We start from the raw sequence: 11727 nt of genomic DNA on the forward strand, positions 1-11727 counted from the left end.
GCCGGGCGGGCGCGCGGGGAGCCGCCGTCAGGCCCGTTCCGCCACCGCCCGCACCGGCGCCCCGGAGTCCTGCCGCGAGAGGGGCTGTTCCGTCCAGATGACCTTTCCCTCGGTGGTGTAGCGGGTGCCCCAGTGGTCGGCGAACTGGGAGATGAGGAAGAGTCCGCGGCCGCCCTCGTCGGTGGTGCGGGGGTGGCGCAGGTACGGCGAGGTGCTGCTGCCGTCGGACACCTCGCAGATCAGGTTCTGTCCGAGGATCAGACGGAGCCGGATCGGGCCGGTCGCGTACCGGATGGCGTTGGTGACCAGTTCGCTGACGACGAGTTCGGTGGTGAAGGCGAGTTCGGCCAGGTCCCATCGGGCGAGTTGGGCGGCGGCGGTGGCCCGGGCCTCGGCGACGACCGCGGGGTCGGCGGGCAGGTCCCAGGAGGCGTAGCGGTCCGCGTCCAGGGCGCGGGTCTCGGCGAGCAGCAGGGCCACGTCGTCCTGTGGCCGGGTGGAGACCAGCTCGTCGATGACGTGGGAGCAGAGCGCGTCGAGCGCCAGGTCGGGTGCCGCCAGGGCGTGGTGCAGCTGTTCCTTGCCGGTGCGAGCGTCCGCGGTGGTGCTGCCGGAGAGCAGTCCGTCGGTGTAGAGGGCGAGCACGCTGCCCTCCGCCACCGACAGCTCGGCGGATTCGAAGGGCAGGCCGCCGACGCCCAGCCGCGGTCCCACCGGCAGGTCGGCGAAGGTGACCGTGCGGTCGGGGGCGACCACGGCGGGTACCGGGTGCCCCGCGCTGGCCATGGTGCAGGTCCGGCCGATCGGGTCGTAGACGGCGTAGAGGCAGCTGCTGCCGAGCGCGCCGGCTCCGGGCCGGCTGCCCTTGCCCTCCCGCACCACCCGGTCGACCACGTCGTCGAGGTGGGCGAGCAACTCCTCGGGGCGCAGATCGAGCGCGGCGAGGGTCTGTACGGCGGTCCGCAGCCGGCCCATGGTGGCGACCGCGTCGATGCCATGGCCCGTCACATCGCCGACGACCAGGGCGACTCGGGCGCCGGAGAGCGCGATGACATCGAACCAGTCGCCGCCGACGTCGCCCAGCTCGTTCGCCGGGCGGTAGGCGGAGGACACCCGTACCGCGTCCTGTGCGGGGGAGCTCTGCGGCAGCAGGCTGCGCTGGAGGGCGAGCGCCGCCTCCCGCTCGCGGGTGTAGCGGCGGGCGTTGTCCATGCACACCGCGGCCCGGGCGACGAACTCCTCCGCCAGCCGGAGGTCGTCCTCGGTGAACGGCTCGTCGCCCTCGCTGCGGAAGAAGGTGGCCACGCCCATGGTGGTGCCCCGGGCGCGGATCGGGACCACCATCGCGGTGTGCAGCCCCAGCTCCTCGAAGTGCGCATGGTGCCCGCCGGGGAGCTCGGCCGCCCACTCCGGGCCGAGCGGGTCCAGCCGCTCGGCCCGCCAGGAGCCGCCGCCGGCGAGACAGCGGATGGGCGGCGACCAGGCGTGGTAGCTGGCCAGGCCGCCGATCTCGATCACCGATTCGGGCACGCCGTCGCGCAGCGACTGCTGGCCGCCGCGCCGCAGCGGGACGGTGTCGGCGTCGCTGAGCGGCCCGGGTACCGGTTCCTCCCCTCGGACCACCGAGTCCAGCAGGTCGACGGCGACGAAGTCGGCCAGCTCGGGCACCGCCACGTCCGCGAGGTCCTGGGCGGTCTGCAACACGTCCAGGGTGCGGCCGATGTACTCGCCGGCCCGGTCCAGCAGGGCCATCTGTCGGCGCGAGCGGTAGTGCTCGGTGACGTCGATGACCGTGTAGCACAGCCCCAGGGGCCGGCCCTCGGGGTCGTCGAGGCGGACGACGGTCATGGTCTGGGCGCGCTCGTGGTACGGGTCGTTCGCCACCCGCCCGGCGTGCTCGTAGCCGGTCAGCGGTACACCGGTGTGCAGCACGTGCCGCATCTGCGCCTCCAGCGCCGCGGCGTCCAGGCCCGGCTGGATCTCGCCCAACCGCCGCCCGAGGCGCTGCTGCGCGGGCCCGCCGCCGAACTGTTCCAGCGCCGGGTTGGACCAGACGTACCGCAGGTCGGTGTCGACGATGGCCATGCCCACGGGGGACGTCGTCACGATCCGCTCCAGCACCGGCCGGCTCGTCTCCCAGCTGCGCGAGGAGGGCGCGTCGGCCGCCAGGACCAGCCAGTGCGCCCGGCCGGCGTGGTCGGTCACCGGGGCCACCTGGACGAGGAGGTCGGCGGGCCGGCCTTCGGTGCGCCGGGCGGACAGCAGCCCGTACCAGCCGCCGCGCAGCCGGCACTCCGCGGCGAGACCGGGCAGACGGGCCGCGTCGTCGGGGGCGAGCAGCGCGGCGGCGGGGCGACCGACCGTGTCGCGGGCGGGGTGTCCGAGCAGGCACTCGGCCGCCGTGGGCCAGCTCTCGACCCTTCCGTGCGCGTCGATGAGCAGCACGGCGGCGTCCGCGACGTCGAACAATGCCTGCCGTCCGGTGAGGCCGTCCGCCGGGACCCTGGTCCTGTCCGCTGCCATGTCAGCTCTTCCGTCCCTGTAGCCCGTCTACGTACCGTATCGCCCGGATTCGCTCATTACTGTCATTATTTGCCGCTAAAGGAGCACTCAGTGCGGTGCTCCATCTGCGGAGCACGGCGGGCCGGGCGCCGGGCGCGATACCGGGGCGCACGTCGGAGGATCCCGGGCGACAAGGCCGGATCCGCGGCCGGTGGGACGGGCCGCCGGCGGGCCGGTACGCACGGGGTGCACCACGCCGGTTGACGGGAGGTCAGCCGCCCGCGCCCACCGCCCCCTCGGCTCCGGGCACGCCGCGCGCTCCCCCGGCCGGCCGCTCGGCGTCCGGATCCGCCCCGTGCAGGCACCCCTCCTCGATCCGCTTCGGCCCGAACGGCCACTCCTTCTCGCGCCGCGCCCACAGCAGGAAGGCCACCACCCCCGCGGCGACCCAGGCCAGCGACCATTCGATGGGGTGCCGGCCGGGCGCATTGGCGTCCGCATAGCCGTAGATCACCAGCCAGCCGGCCAGCGCCACGAGGCTCGGCAGCGGGTACAGCCACATCCGGTACGGGCGGCACAGGCCCGGCTGACGACGGCGCAGCACGGTGACCGCCGCGACCTGGGCCAGCGACTGGACGATCACCATCACGGTGGTCAGCAGCTGGATGACGGTGGTCAGGTCGGTGTGCCGTCCGATGAGGAAACCCACGGCCATCACCGCCCCCATGGTCAGCAGCCCCAGGACCGGGAAGCGGTGGCGTGGGTGGAGCGTTGCGTACGGGCGGAAGAAGACCCGGTCGCGAGCGGCGTCGTAGGGCACCCGGGAGCCGCCGAGGAGGCCGGTGAGGACGGAGGCGACGGCGGTGAGCAGGATCAGCACCGTGACGGCGTCGGCGGGGCCCCTGCCCCAGGCCTTCTCCAGTACGGCGGAGGCGACGGACGAGGACGCCGTGGAGTGCGGGTCGAGCATCTCCCGCCAGTCCAGCGTGCCCAGGGTGCCGATCTGGAGCAGCAGGTAGATCGTCATGATGCCGAGGATCGCGGTGATGATCGCGCGCGGGACGGTGCGGCCGGGCCGGCGGATCTCGGCACCCATGTACGCGACGGTGTTGTAGCCGAGGTAGTCGTAGATGCCGATCGTCAGGCCCGCGGCGAACCCCAGCCAGAAGTGACTGGCCGTCAGATCGAAGGCGTGCGCCGGGTAGCCGAACGCGCGCTCCGGGCTGAAATGGGTGAACGCGGCGGCGACGACGAGGACGACGGAGGCGATCATCACCGCCCACAGCACGACGGTGAGCCTGGCGACGCTCTCCACCCGGCGCCACAACAGCACCACGATGCCCACCGTGACGCCGAGGCCGACGAGGTCCCCCTGCCCCTGGCTCATGTCCGGCCACAGATAGCCGAGGTACTGCACGAACCCGATCACGCCCGTGGACATCCCCAACGGGATGAACAGCATGGCCGTCCAGACGAACAGAAACGGCATCAGCTTCCCGGTGCGGTACTGGAACGCCTGCCGCAGGTACACATAGCTGCCCCCCGCACCGGGCAGCGCAGCGCCCAGCTCGGCCCAGATCAGCCCGTCCGCGAGCGCCAGCACCGCGCCCGCGAGGAACCCGACGACGGCCTGCGGCCCGCCGAACGCGGCCACCATCAGCGGGATGGTCACGAAGGGGCCGATCCCGCACATCTGACTCATGTTGATGGCGGTGGCCTGGAACAGACCGATCCGGCGGACGAACCCCGCCCGCTCGTCGGGGAGTTCAGGCATGGGTCAGCCCCTTCTCGTGCCGGCACGCACGCCGGTTCCGCGGCCCGGTCTCGCCGCGCCAGGCTGACACGGCCGGCGCGCGGGCGCACCGGTCCGGACGGAACGTTCTGCCGCGGCCCCGCCGGGACACCGCGGCTCAGACCTCGCCGTACGCCTCCCCGCCCACCTCCAGCCGCGCCGTCCCGGCCGTCGTGTCCGCGAGCCAGGCGCGGAAGGCGGCCACCTCGGAATCCGGCAGCCCGACCTCGATGCGCACCTCCGCCCCGTACGTCACCTCCCGCACCGCCCGCCCCGTCGACCGCAGACCGTTCTCCACCCGGCCCGCCCGCTGGTGGTCGACGGTGACCGTGACCAGCCGGAAGCGCTGCCGGGTGACCGTGCCCAGCGCGTCCAGGGCCTCGCCGACCACCCCGCCGTAGGCCCGGATGAGACCGCCCGCGCCGAGCTTGACGCCGCCGAAGTAGCGGGTGACGACGGCGACGACGTAGCGCATCTCGCGGCGCACCAGCATCTGAAGCATCGGGACACCCGCGGTGCCGCCCGGCTCCCCGTCGTCGCTCGCCTTCTGGACCCCGCCGTCGGCCCCGAGGACGTACGCCCAGCAGTTGTGCCGGGCGGTCGGGTGGTCCTTGCGGATCCGCGCGATGAACTCCTGGGCCTCGGCCTCGGTCGCGACGGGCGCGAGCGCACAGATGAAGCGCGACTTGTTGATCTCGATCTCGTGGACGCCCTCGTGCGCCAGCGTCCGGTACTGCTCCTGCATCGCACCAGCCTATGCGGCCCCTCTGACAGGCCGGCACCGGCCGACCGTGGTGACCCGCGCCGGGGTGTCCGCCGTGGCGGCACGGGTGTCCGCCGTCCGGGCGCAGTGCGCACGGCCAGGCGGCGTACCCGCCCCGTCCGCACGGTGCGTCGCGGAGACGTCCGCGCCGGGCGTGGGCAGGGTGAGGCCAGCGCGAGAGCCTCGTGATTCCGGGGCCCCGCTCGGACACGCACGATCGGAACGGCGGGTTGGCGGAGGGCTGCATGGAAGAGAGCACACAGTCGGCGATGACGGCGGGCGAACCCGTGACGGGCGAGGACATGCCCGAGCCCCCGCCGGAGGTCATCGAGGCGGCACGCAACGCGCCCGACCACTGGCTGGCCATGGTGGACCTGACCTGGCAGGGCGAGGGACCGCCACCGCTCTGGGCACTGATCGGACAGTGGCGGTCGGGCCCGACGGGCGAGATCGAGGAGTGGCGGGACAACCCGGAGTACCGGCCCTCGCCGCAGATGCTGGACTGGTCGGAGCCGACCGATGCGGTCGACCGCGCGCTCCAGCTCGCCGCGACGGGGTACGGCCCGGGGAAGGACGTCTCCGAGGCGCTGGCCCACGCGGAGGTCGCGGTACTGGTCACCGCGACCGGCACCCCGCTGGCCGCCGCCTCGCCCGAGGGCACCCCGGTGATCCCGGTCTACACCTCGCAGAGCTACCTCGAATCCGTGGGCCGGCTGCTGTTCGACCGGCGGCCGGTGGCCGAACTCGTCGACCAGCTGCCGCCGGGGCACGCGCTGTACCTCAACCCGACCGGCCCGGTGAGCATGCTGGTGGACACCGAGGAGCTGCGCGCCATGCTGGCCGACGCCGCCGAGACGCCCGACGAGGCCCACGATGCGGCCACGGCCGGCCCGCTGCGCCCGGGCACCGGCGCCGGGGCCGCCGAGCCGGTGGGCAGCAACGGCCGGGCCATCGGCAAGCCGGCCCGGGCCGCCAACGGCACCACGGCCGTCGGCGCCGGCCTCGCCACCACCGGAGCGGCACACACCGCTCCCTGACGCCACCCCTGCTCCTGCCCCGGTCCCACCCCTTCGACCCGCCCCGCCCGTCTTCCCCTTCGGGCGGGGCGTTCCCTATTGCGGACGCGGTGCGGGAATCATCGGGCCGGGCGGGCCGTTGATCCTCGCAAGGAACCGTCCCGGCAGGAGGCAGAGCGTGTACGGCGATCCCCGAACGATCCGCAGGATCCTCACCGAACTCGGCGACACCTGGGCCGTCGTGGGCCTGTCCGACAACGCGCATCGGGCGGCGCACGGCGTCGCGGAGGTGCTCCAGCGCTACGGCAAGCGCATCGTGCCGGTGCACCCGAAGGCGGAGACGGTGCACGGCGAGCCGGGCTACCCCTCGCTGGAGGCGATCCCCTTCCCGGTGGACGTGGTCGATGTCTTCGTCAACAGCGAGCTGGCGGGCGGCATCGCCGACCAGGCCGTCGCGGTCGGGGCGAAGGCCGTGTGGTTCCAGCTCGGCGTGGTCGACGAGGGCGCCTGGAACCGGGTGCACGACGCCGGCCTCGCCATGGTCATGGATCGTTGTCCGGCCATTGAGATACCGCGTTTGGGCTGAGCACGGGGTGCGCTAGCGTCTGTACATGATCATGACACGGGCCGCCGTCCCCGAGGACGCCGCCGAACTCGTCCGGCTGCGTCGGCTGATGTTCCGGGCGATGAACGGGCAGGATTCGCCGGGGAGTTGGGAGCAGGACGCGGAGGCAATGGCGCGCCGCCTGCTGGCCGGGCCGGACGCCCGCCTGGGTGCGTTCGTGGTGGCGGGCGACGGGCCCGGCGCCGCGCACCTGGCGGCGTGCGCGGTCGGCACGGTCGAGGAGCGGCTGCCGGCCCCGGGCCACCCCACCGGCCGCTTCGGGTTCGTCTTCTCCGTGTGCACGGACCCGCGCTACCAGGGCCGCGGCTATGCGCGGGCCACGACCGAGGCCCTGCTCGACTGGTTCACCGAGCGGGGCGTCAGCCGCGTCGACCTGCACGCCACCGACAGCGCCGAGCCGCTGTACCGGAGCCTGGGTTTCACCGAGCACGCCACCCCGCTCTCCCTGGACCTGCGTCCGGCGGACGAACGCCGGCTCTAGGAGGCGTTCGGCGCCGGTGTGCCCGCCCGCCACTGCGGCGCGAGGACCGACCAGATCTCCATGTCGTGCCGCTCCCCGCGGTACAGGTAGCTCTCCCGCAGCACGCCCTCCTTCGTCATCCCGAGCCGCCGGGCCACGGCGATGCTGGGCGCATTCGCCGCGGAGACCCACCACTCCACGCGGTGAATGCCCCGCTCCTCGACGGCCCAGTCGATGAGCAGCCGCGCGGCCCGGGTCACCAGCCCCTTGCCGACCGCCGAAGGCTCCAGCCAGCAGCCGGCCTCGGCGGTGCGCTGCGGGACGTCCATGGTCCGGAGGATCACCGCGCCGACCAGCGTGCCGTCCGACCAGATACCGTGGATCCGCCCGGTGTCGGCCGCGGCCTTCTCCGCGTACCCCTGGAGGTAGGCCCGGCTCGACGCCAGGTCCCTGACCACGTCGGGGAGCCCGTTGTGCCGCCCGATGAAGTCCCGGCCCCGGTCCATGTGGGCCAGGAACTCCTCGGCCTGCCACGGTTCGAGCGGGCGCAGCTCCGCGCCGTCCTCGCCCAGGGATATCGCGTACATCGTCGCCCTCCACGGTGACCGCCTGCGCACACTGCGCAGGGATCTTCTCACGGGCTGTGTCGCGCGCTTCCGCGGCGGCCGGGTACGGCCGTCGGGGCCGCTCCGGCCCGGCCGACGATCCCCGGGCGGGAGGCCGGAGGGGGTACCGGGCGGCTATGCGACGCCCAGGCCCTCCAGGACCGTGGCGCCGGGAAGTTCGGCCAGTGCCTTGCCGGGCACGATGAGCTTGCCGCGGCGGGAGCCGCTGCCGATCAGCGCGTAGGGGGTGTCGGCGACGGCGGCGTCCACCAGGAGCGGCCAGTCGGCCGGCAGTCCGATCGGGGTGATGCCCCCGTACTCCATCCCGCTCTCACCGACCGCCGTGTCCATCGGCGCGAACGACGCCTTGCGGGCGGCCAGGTGACGGCGCACCACGCCGTTGACGTCGACGCGGGTGTGCGAGAGCACGACACAGGCGACCAGCGTCGTCGTGCCGCCGCGCTTGCCGGCCACGACCACGCAGTTCGCGGACTGTTCCAGGAGCCAAGGACCGTGGTGCTCGACGAGGGCGGCGGTGTCCGCGATGGCCGGGTCGGTGTCGACGTAGCGCAGTTCGTGCACGGGCACGGAGCCGTTCCAGGCGCGGATCGCGGCGGCCACCGGTTCGGTCAGCAGGTCCAGGCAGTCGGCGGCGGGCCGGACTTCGTCGAAGGCATCCATCGGCACGGGCATGCGCGCCAAGGTAACAGCCGGGCCCGACCGGCCGACGGGCCGTCTCAACGAGCGGGCGGGATGACCACCGACATGGTCATCTCGACCGGTTCGTCGCCGTCGTTGCGGTAGCCGTGCGGGACCTTGGCCTCGAACGTCGCGGAGGCCCCGGTCGGCACCTGGTGTTCCGCGCCGTCCACCACCAGCGTCAGCGTGCCGGCCCGGACGTGGAGCAGCTCGACGGTGCCGGGCGGATGCGGATCGGAGGCGCTGCTGTCGCCGGGCATCAGGTGCCAGTCCCACAGTTCGTACGGCCCGGGTGCCTCGGCGCCCACGAGGAGCTTGGTGAAGCTGCCGGCCTCGGTGGACCACAGCCGGACGGCCTCACTGGGCGGCACGATGCGTACCTGCGGGCCCTGCTCGTAGTCGAGGAGCGTGGTGATGCTGACGCCGAGCGCGTCGGCGATCTTGACGGTGGTCCCCACGCTGGGGTTCGTACGGGCCTGCTCGATCTGGATGATCATGCCGCGGCTGACCCCGGCACGGGCCGCCAGCGCGTCGAGGGTGAAGCCGCGCTCGGCACGCCAGTGCTTGAGGTTGCGGGCGAGCGACTGCGTGAGCTGGTCGAGGTCCGTCACGGTCCGTCCACGTCGTAGGCCAATATATTTGATACCGCAGTTCAATCCCTTGCACTACGGTGTGGTGTACTTCAGCGTCCGGTTCACTGTACTGCGAGGTTTACTCATGACAGCGGTCTTCGCCCTGGCCACCAGCCTCCTGTGGGGGCTCGCCGACTTCGGCGGCGGACTGCTCACCCGACGCCTTCAGGCGCTCACCGTCGTGGTGGTCTCGCAGACGCTCGCCGCCCTCGTCCTGGGCACCGTCGTGGTGACCACCGGCGGCTGGCGGGAGGCCGGACCGCAGCTGTGGTTCGCGGTCGGCGCGGGTGTCGTGGGGCCCGCCGCGATGCTCTGCTTCTACCGTGCGCTGGCGCTCGGCCCTATGGGCGTGGTCTCCCCGCTCGCCTCGCTCGGCACCGTCATGGTGCCGCTCGGCGTCGGGTTCGTGGCCGGCGAGCGGCCCGGGCTGCTCCAGGCCACCGGCATGGTGGTGGCCGTGGTCGGCGTCCTGCTGGCCGGCGGTCCGCGGATCAGCGGCGCCTCCGTGGCCCGCCAGACGATCGTGCTGACACTGGTCTCGGCGCTCGGTTTCGGCGCCGTGATGGCGCTGATCTCGGAGGCGTCCACGACCGTGACCGGACTCTTCCTCGCACTGTTCGTCCAGCGGGTGTGCAACGTCGCCGTCGGCGGAGCCGCCCTGTACGCCTCGATACGGCGCGGCACCCCGGCGCTGCCCGAAGGGGGATTCCCGGCCCTCCGGGGTTCGCTGCCCGCGCTCGCCTTCGTCGGCATCGCCGACGTCGCCGCCAACGGCACCTACGCCGTCGCCGCACAGCACGGCCCGGTCACCATGGCCGCGGTGCTCGCCTCCCTCTACCCGGTCGTCACCGCGCTCGCCGCGCTCGGCGTCCTCAAGGAGCGGATGCGGGCGATCCAGACGGCCGGCGCGTCCCTGGCCCTGGTCGGCACGGTCCTGCTCGCCTCCGGCGGCTGACCCGGACGTCCACCCGCGCCCGCGGGCGGGGCCGGTCGGGGCCATCCAAGGGCACCTAACACGGCCCCGCCCACGGGCGTCTGACGGCCCCTCAGGGCGCCCCGTGCGCCTCGCCGGCGCCCGCCTCCTGCCACTCCCCGAGGGCGAGCAGTTGCTCCGGCGTGACGCCCTCCGGGATCGGCACCGGCGCCGGGGTCCGCAGCGGCGGCTGCCAACCCTGCCGCGGATCCCAGGACCGGACGACCTTCGCCGGCGCGCCGGCCACCACCGCATGGTCGGGGACCTCGCCGCGGACCACCGCGCCGGCCGCGACCACCACGTTCCGGCCCAGCCGCGCACCGGGCAGGATCACCGCCCCGGTACCGATCCAGCTGCCGGGGCCGATGACGACCGGATCGGTGCGCGGCCACTGCTTGCCGACCGGCACCTCGGGATCGTCGTAACTGTGGTTGGTGGTGGTCACATAGACACCAGGACCGAAGAAGCAGTCATCTCCAATCGTCAGCCGGACATCGGCGATCACATGGCTGCCACGGCCGAGCACCACCCCGTTCCCCAGCGTGAGGATCGACTCCGGCCCCAGGTCGAGGTCCGGCATCATCCCCGCCGTCAGCGTCACGTCCCGGGCGATGATGCAGTGGTCGCCGATCTCGATCCACGGGTCGCCGAACACGGTGCCCTGCGGGAAGGCGAGCCGGGTACCGGTGCCGATCCGGCGGAAGCGGTACGGGCCGGGGCGCTCGGCGGTCACGGCCGCGGTCTCCCTCACCCAGCGCGCCCCACGATGGACGGCACGCGACACGGCCCGGCGCCGCCAGGCCGCGACGGATGAGAACACGTTCTGGTGTATCGGCACCCGCACACCGTAATCGGCCCGCCGTTCGCCCGACCGCACACCGCGCTGTGATCTTCGCCCCACCAGCAGCGAGCCCTGCCCGGCACCCTGACCGTCGTCTACGGTGCTGGTGGCGCGGCGCACACGTGGCAAGGAGAACCGGACATGGCAGGACAGGCGTTGATTTCACAGGTCGGCGGCAAGGCACCGCGGATCGACCGGACGGCGTTCACCGCCCCGACCTCCGTCGTGCTCGGCGAGGTCACCCTCGCAGCGCGCGCCAGCGTCTGGTACCACGCGGTGCTGCGCGCCGACTGCGGCCCGATCGTGCTCGGTGCCGACAGCAACATCCAGGACAACTGCACGGTGCACGTCGACCCGGGCTTCCCCGTGACCGTCGGCGAGCGGGTCTCCGTCGGACACAACGCGGTGCTGCACGGCTGCACCGTCGAGGACGACGTGCTGATCGGCATGGGCGCCACGGTCCTCAACGGCGCGCACATCGGCGCGGGCTCGCTGGTCGCCGCGCAGGCGCTGGTCCCCCAAGGCATGCAGGTGCCGCCCGGCTCCCTGGTCGCCGGGGTACCGGCGAAGGTCAAGCGGGCGCTGACCGACGAGGAGCGCGAACTCATCAAGATCAATGCCACGATGTACCTGGAACTGGCGGCACAGCACCGGGAAGCCGTGGCGGACACCGACGACTGAGCCGATCCGGCCACCGAGGGCACCGTCAGCGGTCGACGGCGACGAGCGGTGCCGGGCGCCATGGCCGCGCCCGTCACCCGGTACTCGGCGCCCCCGTGCCGAAGCCCGGCCACCGGCATCACCGTGCGGCCGCCGGGT

At 73.3% G+C, this 11727-nt stretch carries 12 protein-coding genes; 5 read left to right on the top strand and 7 right to left on the bottom strand.

Annotated features, from left to right (window positions below; all coding sequences use genetic code 11):
* Window positions 1-27: 27 nt before the first annotated feature.
* The 3 genes from AB0C96_RS32670 to AB0C96_RS32680 all read right to left on the bottom strand — a co-directional run bounded on the left by AB0C96_RS32670 (window position 28) and on the right by AB0C96_RS32680 (window position 5039).
* Window positions 28-2523, bottom strand: coding sequence for a SpoIIE family protein phosphatase (locus tag AB0C96_RS32670; RefSeq protein WP_362922476.1), 2496 nt, complete (start codon window positions 2521-2523; stop codon window positions 28-30).
* A 250-nt stretch (window positions 2524-2773) separates the two neighbouring features.
* Window positions 2774-4276, bottom strand: a complete 1503-nt coding sequence (locus tag AB0C96_RS32675; protein ID WP_362922478.1) for an APC family permease — start codon at window positions 4274-4276, stop codon at window positions 2774-2776.
* A gap of 136 nt (window positions 4277-4412) precedes the next feature.
* Complete coding sequence (locus tag AB0C96_RS32680; RefSeq protein ID WP_362922479.1) at window positions 4413-5039, bottom strand: YigZ family protein; 627 nt, start codon at window positions 5037-5039, stop codon at window positions 4413-4415.
* 263 nt (window positions 5040-5302) lie between these two features.
* Here AB0C96_RS32680 and AB0C96_RS32685 point away from each other — a divergent pair, with 263 nt between their 5' ends.
* From AB0C96_RS32685 to AB0C96_RS32695, 3 genes are all read left to right on the top strand, one after another.
* Entirely contained in the window at window positions 5303-6094 is a 792-nt protein-coding gene (locus AB0C96_RS32685) for a type VII secretion system-associated protein (protein ID WP_362922480.1), read from the top strand.
* A gap of 157 nt (window positions 6095-6251) precedes the next feature.
* Window positions 6252-6659: a CoA-binding protein gene (locus tag AB0C96_RS32690; RefSeq protein WP_362922481.1), complete on the top strand. Its 408-nt coding sequence runs from the start codon at window positions 6252-6254 to the stop codon at window positions 6657-6659.
* A 25-nt stretch (window positions 6660-6684) separates the two neighbouring features.
* Window positions 6685-7179 carry a GNAT family N-acetyltransferase gene (locus AB0C96_RS32695; RefSeq protein ID WP_362922482.1) on the top strand — a complete coding sequence of 165 codons (495 nt, stop codon included), beginning with the start codon at window positions 6685-6687 and terminating at the stop codon, window positions 7177-7179.
* On the opposite strand, the gene AB0C96_RS32700 is transcribed toward AB0C96_RS32695, so the two are convergent.
* The 3 genes from AB0C96_RS32700 to AB0C96_RS32710 all read right to left on the bottom strand — a co-directional run bounded on the left by AB0C96_RS32700 (window position 7176) and on the right by AB0C96_RS32710 (window position 9073).
* Window positions 7176-7745 carry a GNAT family protein gene (locus AB0C96_RS32700; RefSeq protein WP_362922483.1) on the bottom strand — a complete coding sequence of 190 codons (570 nt, stop codon included), beginning with the start codon at window positions 7743-7745 and terminating at the stop codon, window positions 7176-7178. The two genes, AB0C96_RS32695 and AB0C96_RS32700, sit on opposite strands and share 4 nt — an antisense overlap.
* A gap of 153 nt (window positions 7746-7898) precedes the next feature.
* A complete protein-coding gene (locus AB0C96_RS32705) occupies window positions 7899-8456 on the bottom strand; it encodes a YbaK/EbsC family protein (protein ID WP_362922484.1) in 558 nt (185 codons plus the stop codon).
* 44 nt (window positions 8457-8500) lie between these two features.
* Window positions 8501-9073, bottom strand: a complete 573-nt coding sequence (locus AB0C96_RS32710; protein ID WP_362922485.1) for an XRE family transcriptional regulator — start codon at window positions 9071-9073, stop codon at window positions 8501-8503.
* Between the two features lie 106 nt (window positions 9074-9179).
* On the opposite strand from AB0C96_RS32710, the gene AB0C96_RS32715 reads away from it, so the two are divergent.
* Window positions 9180-10049 carry a DMT family transporter gene (locus AB0C96_RS32715; protein ID WP_362922486.1) on the top strand — a complete coding sequence of 290 codons (870 nt, stop codon included), beginning with the start codon at window positions 9180-9182 and terminating at the stop codon, window positions 10047-10049.
* A gap of 91 nt (window positions 10050-10140) precedes the next feature.
* Here the strand turns inward: AB0C96_RS32715 and AB0C96_RS32720 are convergent, their stop codons facing one another.
* Window positions 10141-10905: an acyltransferase gene (locus tag AB0C96_RS32720; protein ID WP_362922488.1), complete on the bottom strand. Its 765-nt coding sequence runs from the start codon at window positions 10903-10905 to the stop codon at window positions 10141-10143.
* A 144-nt stretch (window positions 10906-11049) separates the two neighbouring features.
* On the opposite strand from AB0C96_RS32720, the gene AB0C96_RS32725 reads away from it, so the two are divergent.
* On the top strand, window positions 11050-11589 hold the full coding sequence (locus tag AB0C96_RS32725; RefSeq protein ID WP_362922489.1) for a gamma carbonic anhydrase family protein: 540 nt from the start codon (window positions 11050-11052) through the stop codon (window positions 11587-11589).
* Window positions 11590-11727 lie beyond the last annotated feature (138 nt).

It is taken from the genome of Streptomyces sp. NPDC048506 (genome assembly GCF_040651315.1).
GTDB lineage: Bacteria > Actinomycetota > Actinomycetes > Streptomycetales > Streptomycetaceae > Streptomyces.

What these genes read in the sequence shown, in the direction of transcription:
- AB0C96_RS32670 (WP_362922476.1), bottom strand. Translation starts at nt 2,523, where the DNA reads ATGGCAGCGGACAGGACCAGGGTCCCGGCGGACGGCCTCACCGGACGG.
- AB0C96_RS32675 (WP_362922478.1), bottom strand. Translation starts at nt 4,276, where the DNA reads ATGCCTGAACTCCCCGACGAGCGGGCGGGGTTCGTCCGCCGGATCGGT.
- AB0C96_RS32680 (WP_362922479.1), bottom strand. Translation starts at nt 5,039, where the DNA reads ATGCAGGAGCAGTACCGGACGCTGGCGCACGAGGGCGTCCACGAGATC.
- AB0C96_RS32685 (WP_362922480.1), top strand. Translation starts at nt 5,303, where the DNA reads ATGGAAGAGAGCACACAGTCGGCGATGACGGCGGGCGAACCCGTGACG.
- AB0C96_RS32695 (WP_362922482.1), top strand. Translation starts at nt 6,685, where the DNA reads ATGATCATGACACGGGCCGCCGTCCCCGAGGACGCCGCCGAACTCGTC.
- AB0C96_RS32700 (WP_362922483.1), bottom strand. Translation starts at nt 7,745, where the DNA reads ATGTACGCGATATCCCTGGGCGAGGACGGCGCGGAGCTGCGCCCGCTC.
- AB0C96_RS32705 (WP_362922484.1), bottom strand. Translation starts at nt 8,456, where the DNA reads ATGCCCGTGCCGATGGATGCCTTCGACGAAGTCCGGCCCGCCGCCGAC.
- AB0C96_RS32715 (WP_362922486.1), top strand. Translation starts at nt 9,180, where the DNA reads ATGACAGCGGTCTTCGCCCTGGCCACCAGCCTCCTGTGGGGGCTCGCC.
- AB0C96_RS32725 (WP_362922489.1), top strand. Translation starts at nt 11,050, where the DNA reads ATGGCAGGACAGGCGTTGATTTCACAGGTCGGCGGCAAGGCACCGCGG.